The 26,019-nt window shown below is 71.0% G+C and carries 20 protein-coding genes; 3 read left to right on the forward strand and 17 right to left on the reverse strand.

The genetic code is table 11. The features are described 5' to 3' along the window. Positions 1 to 89: 89 nt before the first annotated feature. The 8 genes from RV986_RS14710 to rimP form a co-directional block, all read right to left on the reverse strand. A complete protein-coding gene (locus RV986_RS14710) occupies positions 90 to 3,773 on the reverse strand; it encodes a trypsin-like peptidase domain-containing protein (RefSeq protein ID WP_475917835.1) in 3,684 nt (1,227 codons plus the stop codon). Positions 3,774 to 4,021: 248 nt separating this feature from the next. Further along, complete coding sequence (truB, locus tag RV986_RS14715; RefSeq protein WP_475917836.1) at positions 4,022 to 4,927, reverse strand: tRNA pseudouridine(55) synthase TruB; 906 nt, start codon at positions 4,925 to 4,927, stop codon at positions 4,022 to 4,024. Further along, the gene (gene rbfA, locus RV986_RS14720; protein WP_475917837.1) at positions 4,924 to 5,379 is read right to left on the reverse strand and encodes a 30S ribosome-binding factor RbfA; all 456 of its coding nucleotides are present in this window, start codon (positions 5,377 to 5,379) and stop codon (positions 4,924 to 4,926) included. The genes truB and rbfA overlap by 4 nt, the downstream gene beginning before the upstream one ends. Before the next feature lie 33 nt (positions 5,380 to 5,412). Further along, positions 5,413 to 5,706 (reverse strand): DUF503 domain-containing protein, encoded by a 294-nt coding sequence (locus RV986_RS14725; RefSeq protein ID WP_328447438.1) that lies wholly within the window; start codon positions 5,704 to 5,706, stop codon positions 5,413 to 5,415. A 232-nt stretch (positions 5,707 to 5,938) separates the two neighbouring features. Beyond that, positions 5,939 to 9,109, reverse strand: coding sequence for a translation initiation factor IF-2 (gene infB, locus RV986_RS14730; protein ID WP_475917838.1), 3,171 nt, complete (start codon positions 9,107 to 9,109; stop codon positions 5,939 to 5,941). Positions 9,110 to 9,256: 147 nt separating this feature from the next. Next, entirely contained in the window at positions 9,257 to 9,535 is a 279-nt protein-coding gene (locus RV986_RS14735; protein WP_475917839.1) for a YlxR family protein, read from the reverse strand. A gap of 101 nt (positions 9,536 to 9,636) precedes the next feature. Continuing rightward, entirely contained in the window at positions 9,637 to 10,647 is a 1,011-nt protein-coding gene (nusA, locus tag RV986_RS14740) for a transcription termination factor NusA (RefSeq protein WP_475917840.1), read from the reverse strand. Between the two features lie 2 nt (positions 10,648 to 10,649). After that, a complete protein-coding gene (gene rimP, locus RV986_RS14745; RefSeq protein ID WP_475917841.1) occupies positions 10,650 to 11,156 on the reverse strand; it encodes a ribosome maturation factor RimP in 507 nt (168 codons plus the stop codon). A 264-nt stretch (positions 11,157 to 11,420) separates the two neighbouring features. Here rimP and RV986_RS14750 point away from each other — a divergent pair, with 264 nt between their 5' ends. The 3 genes from RV986_RS14750 (at position 11,421) to RV986_RS14760 (ending at position 13,549) form a co-directional block, all read left to right on the forward strand. Next, complete coding sequence (locus RV986_RS14750) at positions 11,421 to 11,963, forward strand: hypothetical protein (protein WP_475917842.1); 543 nt, start codon at positions 11,421 to 11,423, stop codon at positions 11,961 to 11,963. Further along, the gene (locus tag RV986_RS14755; protein WP_475917843.1) at positions 11,960 to 12,466 is read left to right on the forward strand and encodes a ferritin-like domain-containing protein; all 507 of its coding nucleotides are present in this window, start codon (positions 11,960 to 11,962) and stop codon (positions 12,464 to 12,466) included. Before RV986_RS14750 ends, RV986_RS14755 begins: the two co-directional genes overlap by 4 nt. A gap of 105 nt (positions 12,467 to 12,571) precedes the next feature. Beyond that, entirely contained in the window at positions 12,572 to 13,549 is a 978-nt protein-coding gene (locus RV986_RS14760) for an aminoglycoside phosphotransferase family protein (RefSeq protein ID WP_475917844.1), read from the forward strand. Positions 13,550 to 13,582: 33 nt separating this feature from the next. On the opposite strand, the gene RV986_RS14765 is transcribed toward RV986_RS14760, so the two are convergent. From RV986_RS14765 to secA, 9 genes are all read right to left on the reverse strand, one after another. Further along, a complete protein-coding gene (locus RV986_RS14765) occupies positions 13,583 to 13,867 on the reverse strand; it encodes a ferredoxin (protein ID WP_475917845.1) in 285 nt (94 codons plus the stop codon). A gap of 34 nt (positions 13,868 to 13,901) precedes the next feature. Continuing rightward, positions 13,902 to 14,888, reverse strand: coding sequence for a zinc ribbon domain-containing protein (locus RV986_RS14770; protein WP_475917846.1), 987 nt, complete (start codon positions 14,886 to 14,888; stop codon positions 13,902 to 13,904). 44 nt (positions 14,889 to 14,932) lie between these two features. Continuing rightward, entirely contained in the window at positions 14,933 to 16,627 is a 1,695-nt protein-coding gene (locus tag RV986_RS14775; RefSeq protein WP_475917847.1) for a proline--tRNA ligase, read from the reverse strand. Between the two features lie 72 nt (positions 16,628 to 16,699). Further along, positions 16,700 to 17,269 (reverse strand): GNAT family N-acetyltransferase, encoded by a 570-nt coding sequence (locus RV986_RS14780; RefSeq protein ID WP_475917848.1) that lies wholly within the window; start codon positions 17,267 to 17,269, stop codon positions 16,700 to 16,702. A 136-nt stretch (positions 17,270 to 17,405) separates the two neighbouring features. Beyond that, positions 17,406 to 18,254: a GNAT family N-acetyltransferase gene (locus tag RV986_RS14785; protein ID WP_475917849.1), complete on the reverse strand. Its 849-nt coding sequence runs from the start codon at positions 18,252 to 18,254 to the stop codon at positions 17,406 to 17,408. 247 nt (positions 18,255 to 18,501) lie between these two features. After that, a complete protein-coding gene (gene ispG, locus RV986_RS14790; protein WP_266430715.1) occupies positions 18,502 to 19,659 on the reverse strand; it encodes a flavodoxin-dependent (E)-4-hydroxy-3-methylbut-2-enyl-diphosphate synthase in 1,158 nt (385 codons plus the stop codon). A 174-nt stretch (positions 19,660 to 19,833) separates the two neighbouring features. Then, positions 19,834 to 21,138 (reverse strand): M50 family metallopeptidase, encoded by a 1,305-nt coding sequence (locus RV986_RS14795; protein WP_475917850.1) that lies wholly within the window; start codon positions 21,136 to 21,138, stop codon positions 19,834 to 19,836. Then, positions 21,135 to 22,427 carry a 1-deoxy-D-xylulose-5-phosphate reductoisomerase gene (gene dxr / locus RV986_RS14800; protein ID WP_475917851.1) on the reverse strand — a complete coding sequence of 431 codons (1,293 nt, stop codon included), beginning with the start codon at positions 22,425 to 22,427 and terminating at the stop codon, positions 21,135 to 21,137. The genes RV986_RS14795 and dxr overlap by 4 nt, the downstream gene beginning before the upstream one ends. Positions 22,428 to 23,150: 723 nt before the next feature. Then, entirely contained in the window at positions 23,151 to 25,970 is a 2,820-nt protein-coding gene (gene secA / locus RV986_RS14805; RefSeq protein WP_475917852.1) for a preprotein translocase subunit SecA, read from the reverse strand. Positions 25,971 to 26,019 lie beyond the last annotated feature (49 nt).

A 26,019-nucleotide genomic window follows, 5' to 3' on the forward strand; every position in this document is an offset into this window, starting at 1 on the left:
CCGTGATTGCCTCATTCGCAGCTCTAAGGGTGCCATGCCGCGTGCGCTCGGTTCGCACCGGCATCGTGGTGTGACGCATCGCGCATGGTTCAAGCCGGAACCCGTGCCCCGGCCATGTTCTCGATCATGCGGCGGGTGCTCGGACCGACGACCGAGGCCCACTCGTCGGGGGAGCCGGTCAGCCAGCGGATCACGAGGGTCGCGAAGCCGGGGATCCGGCGGGCCAGCTCGACCAGGGCGCGGTCGAAAACGGTGGCTCCCGCCGGGGTGCGGACGAGGAGCAGGCCCGTGCGGTGCACCAGCTCGCGGGTGGCTTCCTCGTCCCGGCGGGCCGCGCCGTCCGCGGCGGCCCGCAGCAGGGTGTCCAGGACGGCCGGGTCGCCCTCGTGCGCGAGCAGCAGGTCGAGCAGCTCGCGCCGCAGCGGACGGGAGTCCGGGCCGCCGGGAGCCGCGAAAACGGTCGCGAGGGCCGCCCGCACCGGCGCGGGGCACCCGACCAGCAGACCGGTGACCAGCGGGAAGAGCACGGAGCGTGCGGCGGATCCGTGGTCGAGGCGCCTTTCGACGTACGCGGCCACGTGCCCGGCGGCCTCGGGACACAGCTCCACCACTTCCGCGACCAGCGCGGCCACACGGCGGGCGAGGACGGGCGTGGTGACGTCGGCGAGTGTGCGCAGCGCCTGCGAGGTGTCCGCACCCGGTCGCCGCAGCCGCTCCCGGAAGGCGTCGAGCACCGGATCGGGGTGCGTGGTCAGGGCGGCGACCAGCGCCCCGGCGGGCAGCTGCGGATCGCCCGCGACGAACCGCTCCAGCGCCTGCGGAAGGTACCGGGCCCGCGTCCAGGGGTCGCGGACGAGAAGGCCGAGCGCGCCGCCGTGCAGGGTGCAGTCGGCCGGGCGGGCCAGCAGGGCGAGCGCCGCGTAGCGCAGCAGCTCACGGTCGGCCTCGGTGCGCACATGCGGTGCGGCGCGCAGTCCGTAGGCCACCGCCGCGACCCGCCGGGCCGGTCGCTCGTCGTGCGCCCAGCGGTCCACCGCCCGGCACACGGCCGACGGTTCCTCCTCGGCGAGCACGGCCAGCAGTTCGTCCCCGCGCCGGTGCGCACAGTCGACCAGCGCCTCCGCCAGGTCGTCCAGGGCGCGCCGCCGGTGCGTGTACAGCAGGGCCTGCGCGGCGGTCGCCACGGTGGCGTGGGGCGTCGCGGGCAACGGGCGGTCGTCGTCGAACCAGGGGGTGAGGTGGGGTTGTACGCCGGTGGGGTCGACGGCGAGAAGCCGGGCCACCGCGTCCAGGTAACGAGGGGTGCGCGCGTCCTCGGGCGTACGACGGCGGTGCGCACCGGAGTCGGCGCGGGTACGGGTACGGGTGCCGGTACGGGTGCGGGTCCCTTCGGTCGGGCTCGCCGGACGCGGTGCCCCGTCCACGACGACCAGACGCCTCAGCAGGTCGAAGCGCTCCGCCCGCGGCAGCGGCAACGCCTCCCAGAAGGACGGCCCGAACTCTCCCGGCACGCTCCGCCCGTCTTGCCGCCACGCCACGATCCGCTCGGCGAGCAGCCGCAGCACACCGGCGTACGGGGTCGCGTCGGGCAGCCGCAGCAGGACGTCACCGAGGAGGTGGGCGGCCCACCAGGCGGGGTCCGCCTGCTTCGTGGGCGCCTGCGGCAGCAGGTCGTCCAGGGCGTCGACCAGGTCTTCGAGACGGCGGACCGACTCACCGGCGCCCTGTTGCCGGGCCAGCAGGAGGAGTGACTGTACGACGGGGCCAATGCGGTGGCGAGGGACGGGGACCGGGTCGCCGTGAGCCGCGGACGAGGGCGGTCGCTGGGCCGGTACGCGGTCGGCGCGGTGCCGGTGGACCAGGGCGTGCAGGGCCGGGTCCAGGTCCAGGTGGGCGCCCTGGATCCAGTCGGCGAACTCCTCGTGGGCGAACCGGTAGCCGTCCCCGGCGGGGACCAGAAGCCCCTCGGTGAGGACGGCGGAGGCCCAGCCGGTGGTACGGCCGAGGTCGCGTCCCGGAGTGGGCCCCCACGGGAAGACGGCTTCGAAGGACCCGCGGTCCAGCTGGCCCTGCCCGGGCCCCAGACAGCGCCGCGCGGCCTCGTGCACCTGGCCGGAGACCTGGGCGGCGAGCCGTCGTACGGCCGTGCCGCGCAGCCCGTTCGCCGCCGCGAGCCGGACGGCGACGCGCAGGCACATCAGGTCCAGGTGGGCGGCGAAGACCGCGTCCCGGTCGAGCGGCCGGGACGGCGGTGCGTCGGGCAGCGCGGCCCGCACCTCCGCCAGCAGTCGCAGCGTCAGCGGGTGCCGTGCGTCGGCTTCCACCAGGGCGTCTTCGGGGATCTGGCTCCGTGAGCGGACCCGCCGCGCCTCGCCCTCGGTGAGATCGCCCAGCCGCACACAGGACGGAAGCAGGAATTCCGTGCCGCGTTCGGCCCGGTGCAGCAGCTCCGCCGGGAACTCCGCCCCCGCCTGTTCCCAGTACTCGGCCCGGCATGCGACGACGAGTCGCGCCCCGGTCGAGACCAGCCACTCGGCCGTGCCGGCGGTCCAGCCGGGCAGCCGGTGGGCGAGGGCGGGCGGCATCTCCTCCGGTCCGTCGAGGAGGAGCAGCAGCGGGCGCCCGGCGGCCCGCGCCAGCCGGGCCAGCCGGTCGGGACCGATGTCGCCCAGCTCACCGCCGTGCCCCTCGGGCGGCAGCACCCCGGTGTCCCGGCGTGCGGCTTCCTCCGGGGCCGCCACGATCCGTCCCGCCCGCTCCAGCGCCCGCGTGGCCGCGTCCGCGACGGAGGCGTCGGTGGCGAGGAGGTCGGCGCCGCGCAGCCAGAGCGTGGGGGCCGCTGCCGGGCCGCGGGTGCGGCGGGCGGCGAGGGCCGCGAGTTCCGTCGTACGGCCGCTGCCGGGCGGGCCGACGACCCCGAGGACGGCGACGGTGGCCGGGCCGTTCGTGAAGGCCGCGAACTCCCGTGCGACGACGGCTCGTTCGACGGCTCCGGACGCCTCTGCGCCGGTCCCCGCCGAGGGCGCGGCCGATGTCGCGGCCGCCGGCCCGTCCGAGCCGACCGAGGTCGCCGTGAGCTCCAGCAGCCCTGCCGGATTGAGGTCGGCGCCGTACGCGGGCACGGTGGCGGCGTTCAGGGCCAGCAGGGCGGCGAGCGGTCCCTCCGCGCCCGGTCGCCGCAGGGGCACGGCGAACCCGGCCGCTCGGTGCTCGGTATGCAGAGCGGTGCCCAGCACCCCGACGACCGCCCCCGTCGAGGCGTCGAGCACGGGTCCCCCGGCCGCCCCGCCGCCCCGCCGGAGCGCGTCGACGCCCGCCGTACCGATGGCCAACTCCAGTGCCTCGTCGAGGAGATGGCAGCGGTCGGTCGCCGTGTACGTCACGGCGGTGGCGCCCAGCACCCGCGCCTCGCGCCAGCCGCCCGCCGCGATCCGGACGTATGTGCCGGTCTCGACCTTCTCCCGGACGGTGACGGGCAGCGGGTCGACGCCGAGGCCTTCGGTGCGCACGAGCGCCAGGTCGGCTTCCGGGAGGGGGGTCACCGCGTCGGCGGTCACCACGCACATCCGGTCGCCGGGGGCGACCAGGACGAGGCGGGCCAGGCCGTCCACGGCCTCGTGGCTGGTGATCACCGTGCCGTGGTGGTCGGCGACGAAGCCGGTACCGCGCGTGCGTCCCGCGAGGTCGCAGATGCGCACCAGGGCCTCGTCCCGCGTGCGGCGGGAGTCGTCCGGTGTCTGCTCGCTCCCGGTCCGCGGGCCCCGTCCCGCCATCCTCGAACCTCCCCGCCGTGCTCTTTCTCACGACGGTAGGCGCGGAATGATCAGTGGAACAGATCACTCGGCGAACGCGCCCCCTTCCGCTCCCTCGGTTCACTCCGAGCGCCTGCCCGATGGGGTGAATAGGGGAGGTGGGATGGATACACCCTTGGGTGGGGGAACCGAGGGGGGACCGTGGAGCGGCGGGCACGAAGCCCCGTGACCGCCGCTCCTCGGGCAGGTGCCCGAACACGGCAGCGGCCTCAGCCGAACACCGCGAGGCTTTTCGCCTTGCCCTTCTGTTCCTCCACCAGCGCCAGGAAGCGGCCCTCCTGGTCGAAGACGCCCACGGCGCCGACGCCCGCGTACTCCTCGGGCATCTCCAGGCGCACTCCGTTGAGCAGCAGCCCGGCCCGCCTGGCATCCACGTCCCAGCGCGGGAACGCGGCCGTGGCGGCCTGAGCGATCGGCATCACGGTCAGCTCCTCCTGGAGCTGTTCGAGGGTGCGCGCGGAGTCGAGCCGGTACGGGCCGACGCGGGTGCGGCGCAGGGCGGTGAGATGCCCGCCGACGCCCAGGTCCGCGCCCAGGTCACGGGCGAGCGCCCGGATGTACGTCCCGGACGAACAGACCACGGAGACGATCAGGTCGAGCACCGGCGTGCCGTCCTCGGCCACCGCGTCCCGGATGTCGTACACCGCGAACGAGGAGACCGTCACCGGGCGGGCCGGGATCTCGAAGTCCTCGCCGTCACGCGCCCGCTTGTACGAGCGCACGCCGTCGATCTTGATGGCGCTGACCTTGGACGGCACCTGCATGATCCGCCCGGTGAGCTTGGCGACCCCGGCGTCGATGGCCTCCCGGGTCACCCTGGAGGCGTCCGTGGACGACGTGATGTCACCCTCGGCGTCGTCCGTCAGCGTGTTCTGGCCGAGCCGGACGGTCCCCAGGTACTCCTTCTCGGTGAGCGCGAGGTGCCCGAGGAGCTTGGTCGCCTTCTCGACACCGAGGACGAGTACGCCCGTGGCCATGGGGTCGAGGGTGCCGGCGTGTCCGACGCGGCGGGTCCTGGCGATCCCGCGCATCTTGGCGACCACGTCGTGCGAAGTGAAGCCCGACGGCTTGTCGACGATGACAAGCCCGTCGGGCGTCTTGGTCTTCTGCGTCATTCCGGGGCGTCGCCGTCCGTCTCGTCGTCCTCGCCCGGCTTCTTGTACGGGTCCGCGTCACCGGCGAAGGCGGCACCCGCCGAGACCTCGCGCACCTTCGCGTCCGAGGCGCGCGCCTTGTCGAGCAGGTCCTCGATCGTCTTGGCGGTGTCCGGCAGGGCGTCCGCGACAAAGGTGAGCGTCGGTGTGAACTTCACGCCCGCCGCCGCGCCGACCGCCGAGCGGAGCACGCCCTTGGCGCTCTCCAGGCCCGCGGCCGCGGCCGCGCGCTCCTCGTCGTCCCCGTACACCGTGTAGAAGACGGTCGCCTCCCGGAGGTCCCCGGTGACCCGGGTGTCCGTGATGGTGACATGGGTGCCGAGCCGCGGGTCCTTGATCCCGCGCTGCAGCTTCTGGGCCACCACCTCTCGGATGAGGTCCGCAAGCCTCTTGGCACGCGCGTTGTCGGCCACTGGTCCGTCTCCTTCTTCGCCTTGCTTGTTCCGTCAGTCTTCGTCTGTGTGAAGTCTGCGCCGTACCGACAGCAGCTCCACCTCCGGTCGCGCCGCGACGAGCCGTTCGCACCGGTCCAGTACGTCGGTGAGGTGCTCGGTGTCTCCGGAGACCACCGCCAGGCCGATCTCTGCCCTGCGGTGGAGGTCCTGGTTGCCGGTCTCCGCCGCGCTCACCGCGTACTTCCGCTGGAGTTCGGCGACGATCGGCCGGACCAGGGAGCGTTTCTCCTTGAGCGAGTGGACATCGCCGAGGAGCAGATCGAAGGACAGCGTCCCCACATACATGTGTAACCGGATGTCCCGCCGGTACGGGGTAGACGGCCTGCCAAGGCACTTGGCAGGGACATCAGAACCGTACAACGAAGGGGTGGGGCTGTTCGACGGATATTCGCGGCCCCGTAGGGGCGCGGGGAACCGCGCGACCAGCCCCCACCGCCCTGCGTTCAAAGGACTACCGGGGCAAACGGCAAGCTGGCCGACGGTGACTTCTCACCGTCGGCCAGCTCAAGCCACTGCGTTACGCCCGCGGCTTCTCGCGCATCTCGTACGTCGCGATGACGTCGTCGACCTTGATGTCGTTGAAGTTTCCGAGGTTGATACCACCCTCGAAGCCTTCGCGGATCTCGGTGACGTCGTCCTTGAAGCGACGCAGCCCGGAGATGTTGAGGTTCTCCGCGATGACCTTGCCGTCGCGGACGAGGCGCGCCTTGGTGTTGCGCTTGACCTCGCCCGAGCGGACCAGGACACCGGCGATGTTGCCCAGCTTGGACGACTTGAAGACCTCGCGGATCTCCGCCGTGCCGAGCTCGACCTCCTCGTACTCCGGCTTGAGCATGCCCTTGAGGGCCGCCTCGATCTCCTCGATGGCCTGGTAGATCACCGAGTAGTACCGGACGTCGACGCCCTCGCGCTCCGCCATCTGCGCCGCGCGGCCCGCAGCGCGGACGTTGAAGCCGATGACGATCGCGTCGGAGCCGGTCGCCAGGTTGATGTCCGACTCGGTGACCGCACCCACACCGCGGTGCAGGACACGGATGTCGACCTCGTCGCCGACGTCGAGCTGGAGCAGCGAGGACTCGAGAGCCTCCACCGAACCGGACGCGTCGCCCTTGATGATGAGGTTGAGTTCCTGCACCAGACCGGCCTTGAGGGCCTCGTCCAGGTTCTCCAGGGAGAACCGGACACCCCGGCGGGCGAAGTTGGCGTTGCGCTCGCGCGCCGCCCGCTTCTCGGCGATCTGACGCGCCGTGCGGTCCTCGTCGACCACCAGGAAGTTGTCGCCGGCGCCCGGGACGTTGGTGAGACCGAGGACGAGGACCGGGGTCGAGGGACCCGCCTCTTCCACGTTCTCGCCCTTGTCGTCGAGCATCGCGCGGACACGGCCGTACGCGTCGCCGACCACCATGGTGTCGCCGACCCGCAGGGTGCCTCGCTGGACCAGGACGGTCGCGACGGCGCCGCGGCCACGGTCGAGGTGGGACTCGATCGCGATGCCCTGCGCGTCCTGCTCCGGGTTGGCCCGCAGGTCGAGCGAGGCGTCCGCGGTCAGGACCACGGCCTCCAGCAGCTCCTCGATGTTGAGGCCCTGCTTGGCGGAGATGTCGACGAACATCGTGTCGCCGCCGTACTCCTCGGCCACCAGACCGAACTCGGTGAGCTGACCGCGCACCTTGGTCGGGTCGGCACCCTCGACGTCGATCTTGTTGACCGCGACCACGATCGGCACGTCGGCCGCCTTGGCGTGGTTCAACGCCTCGATCGTCTGGGGCATCACACCGTCGTTGGCCGCCACCACGAGGATCGCGATGTCGGTCGACTTGGCACCACGGGCACGCATGGCGGTGAACGCCTCGTGACCCGGGGTGTCGATGAAGGTGATCCTGCGCTCTTCACCGTTGACCTCGGTCGCGACCTGGTACGCGCCGATGTGCTGCGTGATACCGCCGGCCTCGCCCGCGACGACGTTCGTCTTGCGGATGGTGTCGAGGAGGCGGGTCTTACCGTGGTCGACGTGACCCATGACGGTCACGACCGGCGGACGCGCGACGAGGAACTCCTCGCCACCCTCGTCCTCGCCGAACTCGATGTCGAAGGACTCGAGCAGCTCGCGGTCCTCCTCCTCGGGGCTGACGATCTCAAGGACGAAGTTCATCTCGTCCGCGAGAAGCTTCAGCGTCTCGTCGGAGACGGACTGCGTGGCAGTGACCATCTCGCCGAGGTTCATCATCACGCCGACGAGCGACGCCGGGTTGGCGCCGATCTTCTCCGCGAAGTCGGTGAGGGAAGCACCGCGCGACAGGCGGACGGACTGTCCGTTGCCGCGAGGCAGCATCACGCCGCCGACCGACGGGGCCTGCATGGCCTCGTACTCCTGGCGCCTCTGCCGCTTCGACTTGCGACCACGACGCGCGGGACCACCGGGACGACCGAAGGCGCCCTGTGTGCCACCACGGCCACCGGGACCACCCGGACGACCGCCGAAGCCGGGACGGCCACCGCCGCCACCGCCGGGACCACCGGGACGACCGGCGAAACCGCCACCGCCGCCACCGGGACCGGCCGGACGACCGGCGAAGCCGCCACCGCCGCCACCGGGACGACCGGCGAAGCCGCCGCCACCCGGACGACCGCCGCCGCCACCGCCGGGACCACCGGGACGACCGCCGCCGCCACCGGGACCGCGGCCACCGGGGCCACCGCCGGGACGAGGACTGCCCGCAGCGGGACGCTGCGGCATCATGCCGGGGTTCGGACGGTTACCGGCGGGGCCACCGCCGGGACGCGGAGCGCCGCCCTGCGGACGAGGCATGCCGCCCGGAGTCGGACGGGCACCGCCCGGACCGCCCTGCGGACGCGGAGCGCCGCCGGGACCGCCCTGGGGACGGGGTGCACGGTCCTGGCCACCCGCGCCCTGCGGACGCGGAGCGCCGCCGGGACGGTCGCCACCGGGACGCGGGGCACCGCCCGGACGGGGCGCCTGCGGGCGCGCCATACCGGTGGAGCCACCAGAGGTGAACGGGTTGTTGCCCGGACGGGGACCGGCCGGACGGGCACCGGGACGCGGGGCCTGACCACCGGGACGCGGGGCGCCCTGACGGTCGCCGCGCTCGGGGCGGTCGCCACGCTCGGGGCGGTCGCCACGCTCGGGACGGTCACCACGGCCCTGACCACCCTGGCCGGGACCGGCCGGACGGGCACCGGGACGCGGAGCCTGGCCACCGGGACGCGGGGCGCCCGGACGGGGACCCGCGGCGGGAGCGGCCGGAGCCGCGGGAGCCGCCGGAGGCGCGGTGAACTCGGGCACGGCCGGAGCCGGAGCCGCCGGAGCGGGCTTCGGGGCAGGCTTGGGACCCGGGGTCGGGCGCGGGCCCGGAGCCGCCGGGGTGACCGGAGCAGCGGCGGGCCGCTCGGCCACGGCCGGCTTGGGGGCCGGCGGGCGCGGGGCGGCCGGACGGGCTGCCTGCGCCGGAGAGGGGGCTGCCGGCCTCGCCGGGGCAGCCTTGCGGGCGGCGGGCTTGGCGCCGCCGTTGCCCTGCTGGAGGGCATCAGTCAGTTTGCGTACAACGGGCGCCTCGATCGTCGAGGACGCCGAACGGACGAATTCACCGAGCTCTTGGAGCTTGGCCATGACGACCTTGCTCTCCACCCCGAACTCCTTGGCGAGTTCGTATACCCGGACCTTAGCCACTTCGCTCCTTTTAGGTCCGGGATGCGTCCGGACCGTCGCTACTTCATGGGCGTACTCATCGCGTGCTCATCGAGTGCTCATCGCAATCTCGACCTACTTCCAACTCGCGGGGTACCAGGGCCGCACGGGGGTTCCGTACGACACTCCTTACGGTGTTGCCTGCTCGACGTAGAGGCGCAACGCCGCTGTGTCGAGCGCTCCCGGGGCACGCAGCGCCCGTGGAAACGCCCGGCGACGTACCGCCAGGTCGAAACAGACCAGGGCGGGGTGCACATAAGCACCCCGGCCGGGCAGCGTACCGCGATGATCGGGAACGCATGCGCCCTCGATCTCCACGATCCGCAGCAGATCAGTCTTGGCCGCTCGCTCCCGACACCCCACACAGGTGCGTTCAGGGCATGCGCGGGCTCGCGTCCGGCCAGACACTCTTAAGTCTACCTCCCCGTACCGACCTCACCCCTTCGGGGCAAGAATCGAACAGTTGCCGCGCCACAACTGACGTGATCTGAGCCACCTGCGGCTTGGATCTATTCCCCGCGCCTGCTCAGGTCCTGCTCGGCGGGCTGTTCGGTGTCCGGGCGGATGTCGATCCGCCAGCCCGTGAGGCGGGCGGCGAGGCGGGCGTTCTGGCCCTCCTTGCCGATCGCCAGCGACAGCTGGTAGTCCGGGACGGTCACGCGCGCGGAGCGGGCCGCGAGGTCGACGACCTCGACCTTGGAGACCCGGGCCGGGGACAGCGCGTTCGCCACCATCTCGGCCGGGTCGTCCGACCAGTCGACGATGTCGATCTTCTCGCCGTTCAGCTCGGCCATGACATTGCGCACCCGGCCGCCCATGGGGCCGATGCAGGCGCCCTTGGGATTGAGACCCGAACGGGTGGACCGGACGGCGATCTTCGTACGGTGGCCGGCCTCGCGGGCGATCGCGGCGATCTCGACGGACCCGTCGGCGATCTCCGGCACTTCGAGCGCGAACAGCTTCTTCACCAGATTGGGGTGCGTACGGGACAGGGTCACGGACGGGCCGCGCACCCCCTTCGCCACCCGAACGACGTACGAGCGCAGCCGCAGCCCGTGCTGATACGTCTCTCCGGGGACCTGCTCCTGCACCGGCAGGATGGCCTCCAGCTTGCCGATGTCGACGAGCACGTTCTTGGGGTCGCGCCCCTGCTGGACCACACCGGTGACGATGTCGCCCTCGCGCCCGGCGTACTCACCGAGCGTCGCGTCGTCCTCGGCGTCCCGCAGGCGCTGCAGGATGACCTGCTTGGCGGTGGTCGCGGCGATCCGGCCGAACCCGGACGGGGTGTCGTCGAACTCGCGTGCCTCCTGCCCCTCCTCCAGATCCTCGGGGTCCTCCTTCGCCCACACGGTCACATGACCGGTCTCGCGGTCGAGCTTCACGCGCGCGTGACGGCGGCTTCCCTCGGTACGGTGGTAGGCGATGAGGAGGGCCGACTCGATCGCCTCGACCAGCAGGTCGAAGGAGATCTCCTTCTCCCGCACCAAGCCCCGCAGGGCACTCATGTCGATGTCCACGGCTACGCCTCCTCTGCGTTCTCTTCGTTCTTGTTCTTACGGCTGAACTCGACCTGGACGCGGGCCTTGGCGATGTCTTCGAAGGCGAGCCGTCTGGCGGTGGGCCTGCGCCCCTTCACACCCGGCACCTCGACGTCGACACCGTCGTCCTCGACCCGCAGGATCCTCGCGACCAGCTCGCCATCGTCCCCCAGCTGGAACTTCACCAGCCGGTCCGTGGCGCGTACGTAGTGACGGTGCTCCTTGAGCTCGCGCTCGGCACCGGGGGTTCCGACCTCAAGGGTGTACTCACCCTCGCCCATCGCGTCCGTCTCGTCGAGCTTCGCCGAGAGCGCGCGGCTCACATCGGCGATCTGGTCCAGGTCGGCACCGGCGTCCGAGTCGACGACGACACGCAGCACACGCTTGCGTCCGACCGAGTCCACTTCGACCTCTTCGAGGTCGAGTCCCTGAGAGCTGACGAGCGGTTCCAGCAGTTCTCGCAGCCTCTCGCTCTGGGTGGTGCTCATCCGGGTGACTCCTCGGCCGCGTGTGCTGTTGTGGGTTGGTCGCGTGTCTGGTCAAAGGGTATCCGGTCGCAAGGGGTGTTGCCGTCCACGTGGCCTTTCGGCTGCGTGTGGCCGGGGGCTGGTCGCGCCCTTCTCCGCGCCGCTGACGGGGCGGGCCCGCACCGGGTCGGGAGAGCCGCTGGGCGGCGATCCGGCGGGGCACGGGTACCGTGATCACGGGCGTGCCGCCCTCCCGTTCGTACGAGCCCTCCGAGGACGTCTGCCGTGCCGTTCACCTTGCCGTCGCGCACCCCCTCGGGGCCGCGCCGAAGGAGCCTGCTCGCGTCGGCCGCGGGCACCTTCGTACTTGTGGGCTGTTCCGCCCCCGAGTCGTCCACCTCCACCACGGGCGAGCGCCCCTCGGCCGCGGATCGCGTACGCGCGGGTGCGGCCCGCGACAGCGAGACGCTGGCCGCACGGTACGCCGCCGTGATCACCGCCCATCCGCCCCTGGCCGAACGGCTGGGCCCGCTGCGGGCGGAGGTCGTACGGCATGCGGAGGCATTCGGCAGTTCCGGGAGTTCCGGGAGTTCCGGTAAGCGGCCCTCCGGAACCGCCTCCTCCTCGTCCCCCTCCTCCGCGGCCTCCCCCGGCGTGCCCGCGCGCGAGAAGGACGCCCTCACCGACCTCGCCTCCGCCGAACGCACCCTGGCCGACCGGCGTACGAAGGCCCTGCTGGAGGTCCCGGGCGAGCTGGCCAGGCTGCTGGCCTCGGTGGCCGCGGCCGGCGCCGCGCACGCGTTCCTGCTGACGGAGGGGGCCAGATGAGTACGCCCAGGGAGACCGCGCGGGCCAAGGAGACCGAGCTCACCGCCCTGCAGGCCGCGCTCGCCGCCGAGCACGCCGTCGTCTACGGGTACGGAGTCGTCGGCGGCAGGATCGGCGCGGGGCGGCAGGCCGAGGCCCGAGCGGCGTACGACGCCCATCGAGCGCGCCGCGACGAGCTGGCGCGCGCCGTACGGGACCTGGGCGGGCAGCCCCGGGCGTCGGCGGCGGCATACGCGCTGCCCTTCACCGTGAAGGATTCCGACGCGGCGGTACGGCTCGCGGTCGAGCTGGAGGAGCGCGTGGCCGGGGTCTACTCCGACCTCGTACGTGCCTCGTCGGGCGACCGGCGGCGCGCGGCCGCCGAGGCGTTGCGGGAGGCGGCGGTGCGGGCGGTGCGCTGGCGCGGGGAGAGCGTAGCCTTCCCTGGTCTCGCCGAGCGGGCGGTCACCCCGTCCGCATCGCCGTCGCCGACACCGTCGCCGCCTACGCCGACACACACGTAACGCGACCGACAGGCCGACCGGTCCGCACGAGACGAGCCGAACAGGCTGGACGAGCAGGACGAGCAGGACGACCTCGAAGGGAACACCTCGCGCATGGACTCGGGCATGGCTTTCGGACCGCCGCAGCGCCTGGTGCGGGCGCTCGGCGAGGCGCAGCGGGGCGGGTCCGAGGGAACGAACGGCACGGGCGGCACGGGCGGCACGGGCGGCACGGGCGGTATGAACGGCACGGACGAGTGGCTGGACAAGCTGCCCGTACTGGTGCAACAGGCCGTCGATCTACGCGAGTTGACCGTGGAGCGGGTGCAGGCACCCGGCGGTCGCAGCAGCCTGGTCGTGCTGGTGCGGCAGGCCGACGGGGCGCCCGCCGTGCTGAAACTGGCGCCGGAGCGGGCCCGTCCGCGGAGCGAGCGGGCCGCGCTGGCCCACTGGGACGGGCGGGGCGCGGTACGGCTCCTCAACCCCGACGACGCACAGAGCGACGACCAGGGCGTACTGCTGCTGGAGCGGTTGCGTCCCGATCTGTCCGTGCGTTCGCTGCCGGAGGCGAAGGCTCTGTTGGAGGCGGCCGGGACGCTGCGGCGGCTGTGGGTCGAGCCGCCCGCCGCCGATGTCTTCGAGACCGTCGCCGAGCGGACGGGGCGGCAGGCCGAGGCGATGCGGGCCGCGACGCGTGCCGATGCCGAGGTCGCGCCCCTGGTCGACGCGGCGCTCGCGGCCCGGGAGGAGTTGCTCGCCGACCCGCCCGAGGAACGGCTGCTGCACGGCACCTTCCGGCAGAGCAAGGTGCTCGCGGGTGAGCGGATGCCCTGGCTGGCCGTGGGCCCGGACCCGGTGGTCGGCGAGTGCGCCTTCGATCTGGCCCGACTGGTCCGGGACCGGGTGGAGGACCTGATCGCGTCCCCTTCCGGGTCGTCGATCACCCGGCGGCGGGTGAAGCGGCTCGCCGAGTCGCTGGAGGTGGACCAGGAACGGCTGCGCGGCTGGACCCTGTTCCGGGCGGTCGAGTCGGGTGTGCGGGCGCGGCGGGTCGGACGTCCGCAGGATGCCGAACTGCTGCTGGAGTTCGCGGGCTGGCTCTGACTGCCCCGATCGTGCGCCGGTGAACCCACGCGGTCAGAGCGCCCGTTGCCCTGTCGCGCTCCGACCGCCCTGTGCGGTGGTGAGTCCGAGGGCGAGGACCGGGCAGTCGGCGGCCGCTCTGCGGGCGCGTCTCAGGGTCGTGGGCGGGAGGGGGGCCTCGCCGAGCATCGGGTAGCCCCATTCGTCGAGCGTGATGTGCTCGGGGAGGAGTTCCGCGCAGAGGCCGTGGCCCTGGCAGGCGGTCCAGTCGAGGTCGAGGCGCGGATCGGTGTCGGCGAGGCCGCAGCGGTCGGCGGGCCGGGCGGCTAGGACGCCCACACGCCGTCCTACGGTCGGGGAGCAACGTCTCTGATCAGTTAAGTGATCCCATATCAGACGTAGTGTCTGGCACCGGAATTGCCCACCGTGGAGGAGTCGCGTGAGCGTGCAGGTGGAAGCCCGCGCCCAGTGCTGCTCCTCGTGGCCTGTGACGGCCGGTGGTGGGTGTGCTGATCGTCGTCACGCCCTGGTGCCGGTCGGCTGCGCGAGGCAACCGGGTCCGGCCCGTGTGAGCGTGTCCCTCCGGACGCTGGCCCGCCGGACCCGAAGGCCTGGTAGGGGAGGGTGTCCGGCGTCGCCTGGGCGTCGGACATGCTGAGTGTCGCCGGGTGGGTCCGGTCTTGGACCGGTCGCGGCTGGTCTTCGGCGCGACCGGTGCGATGACCGCGCCCGCTTCGAGTCTGTCGATCACCGAACGGATCGTCATGGCCCCGCCGGCGCGGTCCACGACAGTCTTGGACTGGTGGGTAAGACCGCGTGCGGCGATACGTTTACACGCGCCCGAGTCACGATCGCCCTGCCAGCCGCAGGATCCGCACAGGGCCCATTTCCAGCCCGGGGTGGTCGGCCGGTCAGGGGCCTTGCGGTGCCGCAACGGAACCAGGCACTGCAGACAGTTCCTGGATGTGCCCCGGGCGGGAACGGTTACTACGGCGATACCGGTCTCAGCGGCCAGGTGCCGCATCCGTTCCACGATCCGGCCGCGCACGGCTTGGGACATGCGTGTGTTGATCGTGCAGCCCATGCCGCGGGCTTCCATCGAGCGGAGGTCTTCGACGTAGATGACACTCGCCCCGGCAGTGATGGCCTGGTCGACGGCCCAGCGGGCGGCAGCCCCGGCCAGGGCGTCGTTGAGGTTCGACCGGCGGTTGGAGACGTGCCGGATCTCCTCGGTAAGCATCGCGAGCTTGCCGGTCAGGTAGTGGGTGTCGACCCCGGCGGTGAGCCGCTGGATGGGGGTCCCCCCGCGCGAGCGAAGCCAAGCGTGTGTGGGCCTGAGAGAAGTCCGGGTGGCGCCCATGCTCTGGAGATGAACCCCTTGAGCGCCTCCCGGCTGTCGTGCGGTCACGCCGTGAGACGCGCGATCGCCTCGTCGACGGTCAGTTCCTCGCGCTCACCGGTACGGCGGTCCTTCAGCTCCAGGACGCCCTCGGCCGAGCGCCGCCCGGCCACCAGGATCTGCGGTACGCCGATCAGTTCGGCGTCCGTGAACTTCACGCCCGGGGAGACCCCGGCCCGGTCGTCCACGAGGACGCGCACACCCGCGGCACCCAGCTTCTGGGACACGTCGAGCGCCAGCTCGGTCTGCAGGGCCTTGCCCGCGGCGACGACGTGGACGTCGGCGGGCGCGATCTCCTTGGGCCAGCACAGGCCCTGCTCGTCCGCCGACTGCTCGGCCAGCGCCGCGACCGCGCGGGAGACGCCGATGCCGTACGAGCCCATGGTCACGCGGACCGGCTTGCCCTGCTGGCCGAGGACGTCCAGCTGGAAGGTGTCGGCGTACTTGCGCCCGAGCTGGAAGATGTGACCGATCTCGATGGCGCGGTCCAGCTTGAGGCCGGTGCCGCACTCGGGGCACGGGTCGCCCTCCTCCACCACGACCACGTCCAGGTAGTCGTCGACCTCGAAGTCACGGCCGGCGACGACGTTCTTCGCATGCGTGTTGATCTTGTTGGCGCCGGTGATCCAGGCCGTGCCGGGCGCCACGCGCGGGTCGGCGATGTAGCGGACCTTCTCCAGGCCCTGCGGGCCCACGTAACCCCGTACGAGATCCTCGCGGCCCTCGAAGTCCTCGGCCGTGACGAGTTCGACGACGGCGGGGGCGAGGTGCTCGCCCAGCTTGCCGAGGTCGACCTCGCGGTTGCCGGGGACGCCCACGGCGACGATCTCGCCGTCGACCTTGACGAGGAGGTTCTTGAGGGTGGCGGAGGCCGGGACGCCGAGGTGGTCGGCGAGGGTCTCGATGGTGGGGGTGTCGGGGGTGTCCAGCTCCTCGACCGGGCCGACACCGGAGCCGTCCACCGGCTTCAGGGCGAAGGTGACGGCCTCCGTGTTGGCCGCGTAGTCGCCGGCCGGGCAGTCCACGAAGGTGTCCTCACCGGCCGCGGCGGGGGCCAGGAACTCCTCCGACGCCGAGCCGCCCATGGCGCCCGAGACGGCGGACACGATGCGGTAGTCCAGGCCCAGACGGGCGAAGATCTTCTGGTAGGCGGCGCGGTGCAGCGCGTACGACTCGGCGAGGCCCTCGTCGGTCGTGTCGAAGGAGTACGAGTCCTTCATCTGGAACTCGCGGCCGCGCAGCACGCCGGAGCGCGGGCGGGCCTCGTCGCGGTACTTCGTCTGGATCTGGTAGAGCATGACCGGCAGGTCCTTGTAGGACGCGACCTGGTCCTTCACGACGAGCGTGAAGATCTCCTCGTGGGTCGGGCCGAGCAGATACTCGCCGCCCTTGCGGTCCTTGAGACGGAAGAGGAGGTCGCCGTACTCCTCCCAGCGGGCGGAGGCCTCGTACGGCTCCTTGGGCAGCAGGGCCGGGAGCAGGACCTCCTGGGCGCCGATGGCGTCCATCTCCTCGCGCACCACCCGGGAGATGTTGTCGAGGACCTTCTTGCCCAGCGGCAGCCAGGTCCAGATACCGGCGGAGTTGCGGCGCACATAGCCGGCGCGGACGAGCAGCTTGTGGCTGAGCGTCTCGGCGTCCGCCGGGTCGTCACGCAGTGTCTTGACCATCAAACGGGACATGCGCTGGACCTGGGCCATGATTCTCGACTCCTGCTGCGTGAGGGTGATGGCTAGGAGGTTAGCCGGGCGGCCCATCCCGGTGGAAATCGGTTAGCGCCTGCGCAGGGGCAGCGGGGCGCCCATGACCGCGTACGGCTTGGGTGCGCTGGGGAAGAGGACCTGCCGCGCGAGGTCCTCGTACCCCAGCGAGCGGTACAGGCCGCGGGCCGGGCTGTCCGTGTCGATGGCGGACAGGATCGAGCGGGGTTCGGCGGCGGTGTCCGTGATACCGGTGATCAGGGCGCGGCCGGCGCCGTGGTTCTGGTAGTGCGGGTGGACGTGCAGCTCGGTGATCACGAAGGATCCGTCGAGCCAGAAATCGTTGCCCTGCGTGCGCAGATACGGTTCCACGACGGTGGACCACCAGTGCGTACGGTCGTTGGGCATGCCGTAGACGAAGCCGACCAGCCGCCCGTCCGGGGTGGTGGCGCCGAGCGCGCGGGCTCCCGGGTAGGTGAGGTGCCGCAGCACGATCTGTCTGCGTACGGCGACCTCGTCGGCGCCGAGTCCGAAGGCGAGGGCCTGTACGGCGAGCGCCTCGTCGACGCGCGCGGCGAGATCCAGCGGGCCGACGACCACGTCGTCGGGGTTGCGAGGGCCCTGGCCGGGAAAGCGCAGCATGCCCGGGAGACTACCCGGGCGCCTCGCCGGATCACGCCGCGGACCACGGGTCGTGGTTCCGGAGCGGGCCCAATGGGGCTGGGCACGGTTCGCCGCGTGCCTCGCGGGGGCCGGAGCCCTGGGCCGGAGCGGGGGGCTAGAACAGGACGCTCATGAAGGCGCCGATCTCCTGGAAGCCCACACGGTGGTACGTGGCCCTGGCCGGGGTGTTGAAGTCGTTCACGTAGAGACTGACGAGCGGGGCGACGTCCGCGAGTGCGTAGCGGAGCACCGCGGCCATGCCGGGGGCCGCCAGGCCCTGGCCGCGGTACTCGGGGGCGACCCAGACGCCCTGGATCTGGCAGGCATGCGGGGTGGCGGCGCCGATCTCGGCCTTGAAGACGACCTTGCCGTTCTGGTCGACCCGGGCGAAGGAGCGGCCGGTGCCGACGAGTTCGGCGACCCTCGCCTGGTAGAGCAGCCCGCCGTCCCCGGCGAGCGGTGAGACGCCGACCTCCTCGGTGAACATCGCCACGCAGGCCGGCATGATCGTCTCCATCTCGTCCTTGCGGATGCGACGGACGTACGGATCGGGGGCCGTGTCGGTGGGGAGCCGGTCGGCGACCATGAGGGGCTGGTGGGCGCGGACCTCGCGGGCCGGGCCCCAGCTGGGTTCGAGCAGCCGCCACAGCTGGGCGGTGGCCTCGACGGGGCCGACGATCGAGGAGCAGCGACGGCCCGCCCTTCTCGCCCGGTCGGCGAAGCCGCGGACGGCGCGGGGGGTGGCGCAGATCGGGACCAGGTTGGCGCCCGCGTAGCACAGGGACTGCAGCATGCCGTCCTCGTACCAGCCCCACATCTCGCCGCCGAGGCGCCACGGGTCGAGGCCCGCGATGTGTACCCGGGAGGCGACAAAAGCGTTCGCGACCGGCTCGCGGTCGAGGACGGCGAGCGCGGCGTCCAGGTCACTCGGTTCGAGGACCCTGGTGGTGGTCTGGGTCAACAACGGGACGACTCCATCACTCCTTGCGGGCAACGACAGCGCGTCGCGCACCTGTTAGCGTCGTCGTGCGCTCGTTTGTGAGCACCGGTCAGGGCTTGACCGTCGCATCACTGCGAGAAGCCCCCCGGGGCGGAGTCACACGGTCTGCTGATCTCCGTACTTTAGCCGGAGATACCGAGCAGTACCGCACGCAAGGGACCCGGGCGCCACCTCCGGAGAGGCGCCCGGGTCCCTTGCGCCACAAGGTGGGTCAGCCCGCTACCGACACCGAAGGCTCGCCGGAGGCGATACCCTCGGCCTCCATCTGTTCGGCGAGCTTCATCGCTTCCTCGATGAGGGTCTCGACGATCTTCGACTCGGGGACCGTCTTGATGACCTCGCCCTTGACGAAGATCTGTCCCTTGCCGTTGCCGGAGGCGACACCGAGGTCGGCCTCACGGGCCTCACCCGGACCGTTCACGACGCAGCCCATGACGGCGACGCGGAGGGGAACCTCCATGCCCGTCAGACCGGCGGTGACCTCTTCCGCCAGCTTGTACACGTCGACCTGGGCACGCCCGCAGGACGGGCAGGAGACGATCTCCAGGCCACGCTGCTTGAGGTTCAGCGACTCCAGGATCTGGAGACCGACCTTGACCTCCTCGGCGGGCGGCGCCGACAGGGACACCCGGATCGTGTCGCCGATGCCCTCGGAGAGCAGCGCTCCGAACGCCACCGCCGACTTGATCGTGCCCTGGAACGCGGGACCCGCCTCCGTCACACCGAGGTGCAGGGGGTAGTCGCAGGCCGCCGCCAGCTGGCGGTACGCGTTGACCATGACCACCGGGTCGTTGTGCTTGACCGAGATCTTGATGTCCCGGAAGTCGTGCTCCTCGAAGAGGGAGGCCTCCCAGAGGGCGGACTCGACGAGCGCCTCGGGCGTCGCCTTGCCGTACTTCTGGAGCAGCCGCTTGTCGAGCGAGCCCGCGTTGACGCCGATCCGGATCGGGGTGCCGGTGTCCTTCGCGGCCCGCGCGATCTCCTTGACCTGGTCGTCGAACTGCTTGATGTTGCCGGGGTTGACGCGCACGGCGGCGCAGCCGGCGTTGATCGCCGCGAAGACGTACTTCGGCTGGAAGTGGATGTCCGCGATGACCGGGATCTGCGACTTGCGGGCGATCGTCGCGAGGGCGTCGGCGTCGTCCTGGGTCGGGCAGGCCACCCGTACGATCTGGCAGCCGGAAGCCGTCAGCTCGGCGATCTGCTGCAGCGTGGCGCCGATGTCCGACGTACGCGTCGTCGTCATCGACTGCACCGAGACGGGCGCGTCTCCACCCACGGCCACGGTTCCGACCTGGATCTGCCGGCTCTTCCGTCGCTCGGCGAGCTTGGTCGGAACGGACGGCATGCCGAGAGAAATCGCAGTCATCTGCTGTGCAACCCCAAGTTGTGGATCAAGGTCCCGGAATCGTGGGCTCCAGGCTCCGAGATTACGGCACCGACGCACGCCCGAGCACATCACGCCCCTAAACCCACCCAACGGATGGCGGCCGGGCACCCAGGGTGCCCGGCCGCCACGAACGGTGTCCTGCCCAGAGACCGACTAGGAGATTTTCACCGGGTTAACAACGTCCGCGATCAGTACGAGGATCGTGAAGCAGACGAAGATTCCGGCCACCACATAGGCCACCGGCATCAGCTTCGCGACGTCGAACGGACCCGGGTCGGGCCGCTTCAGCACCTTCGCCGCGTTCCGCCGCAGCGACTCCCACAGCGCGCCCGCGATGTGCCCGCCGTCGAGCGGGAGCAGCGGGAGCATGTTGAACAGGAAGAGGGAGAGGTTGAAGCCCGCGACCAGCAGCAGCATCATCGCGACCTGCTGCGATGCCGGGATGTCCAGCGTGAAGACATCGCCGCCGATACGGGCCGCGCCGACCACGCCCATCGGGGAGTCCGCCTTGCGCGGGCCGTCGCCGAAGGCCGCGTCCCACAGGTCGGGGATCTTGCCGGGCAGCGAGACCAGCGACTCGACGCCGCTCTGCATCATGTCGCCCATGCGGTTCACGGACTGGCCGAACGACTGCTCGACGATGCCGGAGGCGGGCGTGAAGCCGAGGAAGCCGGCGTACACGTACTTGCCCTCGACATAGCCGCCGTTGCCGTCGGTCTTGCTGACCTGGTTCTTGATCAGGTGGGCGGCCAGGTCGACCTTCTGCCCCTTGCGCTCGACGGTGATCGTGACGTCCTTGCCGGGGTTGGCGCGGATGTCGGTCTGGAGGGCCGCCCAGTCGTCGATCGCCTTGCCGTTGAACGCGACGATCTTGTCGCCGCCCTTGAGCCCGGCGGCCTTGGCGGGTGCGGCCTCGTCGCTCGTCGCGCACTTGGAGCGGTTCTCGCTCTGCTGGATGACGCAGTCCGAGACCTTGCCGACCGTGGTGGTCTGGGTCTGCACACCGAACGTCATCATCACGCCGAGGAAGATCGCGACGGCCAGGACGAGGTTCATGAAGGGGCCCGCGAACATCACGATCACGCGCTTCCACGGCTTGCGCGTGTAGAAGAGGCGGGTCTCGTCGCCGGGCTTGAGCTCCTCGAAGGCGGCGGACCTGGCGTCCTCGATCATGCCCCGGAAGGGGGAGGTCGAGCGTGCCTCGATACGACCGTCGGGGCCGGGCGGGAACATCCCGATCATGCGGATGTAGCCACCGAGCGGGACCGCCTTCACCCCGTACTCGGTATCGCCCTTCTTCCGCGACCAGATGGTCGGCCCGAAGCCGACCATGTACTGCGGTACGCGGATGCCGAAGAGCTTGGCCGTCGACAGATGTCCCAGCTCGTGCCAGGCGATCGAAATGAGCAGGCCGACCACGAAGACGACTATGCCGAGGATCATCATCAGGGTCGTCATGCACGAGCCTCCGCGGTTGTCGTCTGTGCCATTGGTGCTGCCTGTGCTGTCTGTGCTGCCTGTGCTGTCAGTTCACGGGCCCGGGCGCGTGCCCAGGTCTCCGCTTCGAGGACGTCCGCCACGGTCAGGGAAGTTCCCGTTCCGGGTGTGCCGTGTTCCTCGACCACTCGGGTGACGGTCTCCATGATCCCGTTGAACGGCAGGGTGCCGTTCAGGAACGCGTCCACGCATTCCTCGTTGGCGGCATTGAACACCGCCGGGGCCGTGCCCGCGAGCTGCCCCACGTGCCGGGCGAGCCCGACCGAGGGAAAAGCGTCGTTGTCGAGCGGGAAGAACTCCCAGCTCGACGCCTTGGTCCAGTCGAAGGCGGGCGCCGCGTCCGGGACGCGCTCGGGCCAGCCGAGACCGATGGCGATCGGCCCCCGCATGTCGGGGGGCGTCGCCTGGGCCAGTGTCGATCCGTCCGTGTACTCAACCATCGAGTGGACATACGACTGCGGATGCACCACCACCTCAATGCGATCGAAGGGAATGTCGTAGAGGAGGTGCGCCTCGATGACTTCCAGCCCCTTGTTGACCAGGGTCGCCGAGTTGATGGTGATGACCGGTCCCATGGCCCAGGTGGGGTGCGCGAGCGCGTCGGCCGGTGTCACGTTCGCCAGCTCCGCCTTCGTACGGCCCCGGAAGGGTCCGCCGGAGGCGGTCACGACCAGCTTGCGCACATCGGCGCGCGTACCGGCGGCCAGGGCCTGGAAGAGCGCCGCGTGCTCGGAGTCGACGGGGATGATCTGGCCGGGCCTGGCCAGCGCCTTCACCAGCGGGCCGCCGACGATGAGCGATTCCTTGTTGGCGAGCGCGAGGGTGCGGCCCGCCTCCAGGGCGGCGAGGGTGGGGGCGAGGCCGATGGAGCCGGTGATGCCGTTGAGGACGGTGTGGCAGTCGGAGGCGGCGAGCTGGGTGGCGGCGTCCGCGCCGGCCAGGATCTCGGGAAGGGACTCACCGGGTGCGTACTCGGCGGCGAGCGCCTCCCGCAGCGCCGGTACGACGTCCTCGCGCGCGACCGCGACCGCCCGTACGCGCAGCCGGTGGGCCTGCTCCGCGAGCAGTCCGACCCGGCCGCCGGCGGCGGAGAGCGCGGTGACCCGGAACCGGTCGGGGTTGCGCAGCACGAGATCGATGGCCTGGGTGCCGATCGAACCGGTGGAGCCGAGGATCACGACATCCCGGACTCCGGCCACGGGGTCGAAGAAGAGGTGCGGATCGGCGAGGGGGGCTGGACTGTCGCTCATCCCTCCATTGTGGCCGCTGCGGGACCCGCGCAGGACAGGGTGCCCCTCTTCCGACCCTATTAGCACCCCGACGTACCGGAGGAGGCGAAATCACCCTTTGCGGAAGAGGCGTGAAGATCATGTGATAGCACTTCATCACTATCACTGGCCGGTGGACGACCGGCCGGGGGGACGAAACCCTGGGGGGTTCTCATGCGGATACGCACTGCCCTGCCCGCGCTCGCGGGCGCCGTGGCACTGACGGGCACGTTTCTTCTCAGCACTCCGGCGCAGGCGGCCGGCGGTGTGACGATCCACCACGTCTGGTTCGACAGCCCGGACTCGGACAACCGCTCCACCGCGAGCCTCAACGGCGAGTGGGTGCAGATCAAGAACACCGGTTCGGCTGCGACCTCCCTCAAGGGTTGGATCCTGTTAGGACGCCTCCCGGCCACGAGAACGAGGTACACCTTCCCCAATTTGAACCCTCCCCCCGCCGCTGAAGCAGGGGGGATTCCTGACTCAGGCTGCCTGCGGGTCCAGCGGACCTACGGGTCTTACACCCTCAACACCAGCCGGGTCGGAACCTGCCCGGTTTGGCACTACAAGCAATGGAGTTGCTGTGCCGGCTTGGCTCTCGCTCAGCACACTGTGCGCACTTGGTTCTCGCAACGCAGATCGAGGACCTTACCCGATCGTGTGGACGACACGCGACCCCAGCGACAAGTACTGCTGACGCTCCCTTCAGCGTTTGCGGCGGCGCCGTGCCTTGGACCTGCCGGGGCGGGCGCCGCCGCGTGACGGCGCCGGGGCGGCGGCTTCGCCGGTCCCCGGGGTGGCCGAGGTGCCTGGGGTGCCTGGGGTTTCTGAGGTTTCCGGGGTGTCCACGGCGTCCGCGGGGGCGAACCCGCCCTGCACCACGCCCTCCGCCGTGTCCATCGTCGGGGCGGTGAAGTGCAGGTCCTCGACCCGGTCGCGGCGTTCGAGGGTGCCCGGCGCACCACCCGAGGCGTCCAGGTTGAAGACGTAGCCGACGGACTCCTCCTTGATGGCCTCGGTCATCGCGCCGTACATGTCGAAGCCCTCGCGCTCGTACTCGACGATCGGCTCCCGGCCGAGGGTCCAGCGCAGGCCGATGCCGTCACGGAGGTAGTCCATCTCGTAGAGGTGCTCGCGCCATTTGCGATCGAGGACGTTGAGGACGACCAGGCGTTCGAGGTCGCGCAGGGTCTCGGCGCCGAGTTCGGACTCACGGTCCTCGTAGCGGTCGTGGATGTCCCGGGTCACGGCTTCGGTCAGGTCGTCGGCGGTGAGGTTGGCGCGGTCGCCGGCCGCCTCCTCCAGGTCCTCGATGGTGACCCGTACCGGGTACAGCTGTTTGAAGGCGCCCCACAGCCGCTCCAGGTCCCACTCCTCGGGGAAGCCCTCGCCCGTCTCCTGCTTGATGTACGCCCGCACGGTGTCGTCCATGAAGTGCAGAAGCTGTTCGCGCAGGTCCTCCCCCGCCAGGACGCGGCGGCGCTCGGCGTAGATGAGGGTGCGCTGCCGGTTGAGCACCTCGTCGAACTTCAGGACGTCCTTGCGGGACTCGAAGTGCTGCTGCTCCACCTGGGCCTGGGCCGAGGCGATGGCGCGGGTGACCATCTTGTTCTCGATGGGGATGTCGTCGGGGACGTTCGCCATCGCCATCACGCGGTCCACGACCTGGGCGCGGAACAGGCGCATCAGGTCGTCTTCGAGGGAGAGGTAGAAGCGGGAGGCGCCGTTGTCGCCCTGGCGTCCCGCGCGGCCGCGCAGCTGGTTGTCGATGCGACGCGACTCGTGCCGTTCGGTACCCAGCACATACAGCCCGCCGAGCTCCTTGACCTCCTCGTACGCCGTCCCGACCACGGCGGTGACCCGTTCGCGCACCTCGCGGCAGGCGTCCGGGGCCTCCTCCTCGGTGAGTTCGCGCTGCTCCAGCTCGGCGGCCACCAGGGCCTCCGGATTGCCGCCGAGCATGATGTCGGTGCCGCGGCCGGCCATGTTGGTGGCGACGGTGACGGCGCCCCGGCGGCCCGCCTGGGCCACGATCTGGGCCTCGCGCTGGTGGTTCTTGGCGTTGAGCACCTCGTGCCGGATGCCGCGTTTCCTGAGCAGCGCGGACAGCAGCTCGGACTTCTCGACCGAGGTGGTGCCCACCAGGATCGGCTGTCCCTGGGCGTGCCGCTCCGCGATGTCCTCCACGATCGCGGCGTACTTGGCGTCCACGGTGCGGTAGATCTGGTCGGGGTCGTCGGCGCGCCGCGGGGGCCGGTTGGTCGGGATCGGTACCACCTGGAGCTGGTAGATCTGGTGGAACTCGGCCGCCTCCGTCATCGCCGTGCCGGTCATGCCGGCCAGCTTCTCGTAGAGGCGGAAGAAGTTCTGCAGGGTGATGGTGGCGAGGGTCTGGTTCTCGTCCTTGATCGTCACCCCTTCCTTCGCCTCGATCGCCTGGTGCAGTCCCTCGTTGTAGCGGCGGCCCCCGAGGATGCGGCCGGTGTGCTCGTCGACGATCAGCACCTCGCCGTCCACGACCACGTAGTCCTTGTCCTTCTTGAAGTGCTCCTTGGCCTTGAGCGCGTTGTTGAGATGCCCGATGAGCGAGGTGTGGTCGGACTCGTAGAGGCTCTCGATGCCGAGCTGGTCCTGGAGGTACTCCACGCCCCGGTCCAGGATCGCGACGGTGCGCTTCTTGGGGTCGTACTCGTAGTCGTGCGCGGCCCGCAGCCCGGCCAGCTCCTCCTTCTCGGCCGGCCGGGTGAACAGCTCCTCCTGGACGCGGACGCCCTTCATCCGTCGTACGAGCTTGGCGAAGGCCTCGTACCACTGGGTGGGCTGGTCGGCGGGGCCGGAGATGATCAGCGGGGTGCGGGCCTCGTCGATGAGGATCGAGTCGGCCTCGTCGACGATCGCGAAGTGGTGGCCGCGCTGCACGAGTTCGTCCCTCGACCAGGCCATGTTGTCGCGCAGATAGTCGAAGCCGAACTCGGTGTTGGTGCCGTAGGTGATGTCGCAGCCGTACTGGGCGCGGCGCACGGCGGGGGTCGAGTCGGACTTGATGACGCCGACGGTCAGGCCCAGGAAGCGGTAGGCCCGGCCCATCCACTCGGCGTCGCGCTCCGCGAGGTAGTCGTTGACGGTGACGAGGTGGACCCCCTTGCCGGACAGGGCGTTCAGATAGACGGGGAGCGTGGCGACCAGCGTCTTGCCCTCCCCCGTCTGCATCTCGGCGATGTTGCCGAGGTGGAGCGCCGCACCGCCCATGACCTGGACGTCGAAGTGGCGCATGCCCAGGGTGCGCCGGGCCGCCTCGCGCATCGCGGCGAAGGCCTCGGGCAGCAGGTCGTCCAGGCTCTCGCCGTCGGCGTACCGCTGTTTGAACTCCGGGGTGAGGGATTGGAGCTCCTCGTCGGTCAGCTCCTTGAACTCCGCGTCCAAGGAGTTGACCAGATCGACGACACGCTGCAGCCTGCGCAGCACTCGTCCCTCACCGGCCCGCATGATCCTGCCGGTGATGACGTCCAGACCTTTGCCCGGCATGGGAATTCCCCCAGAACTAAACGGCGTCCACAAGCATCCGTATCCAGTG

This window comes from Streptomyces sp. RLA012 (assembly GCF_056270325.1).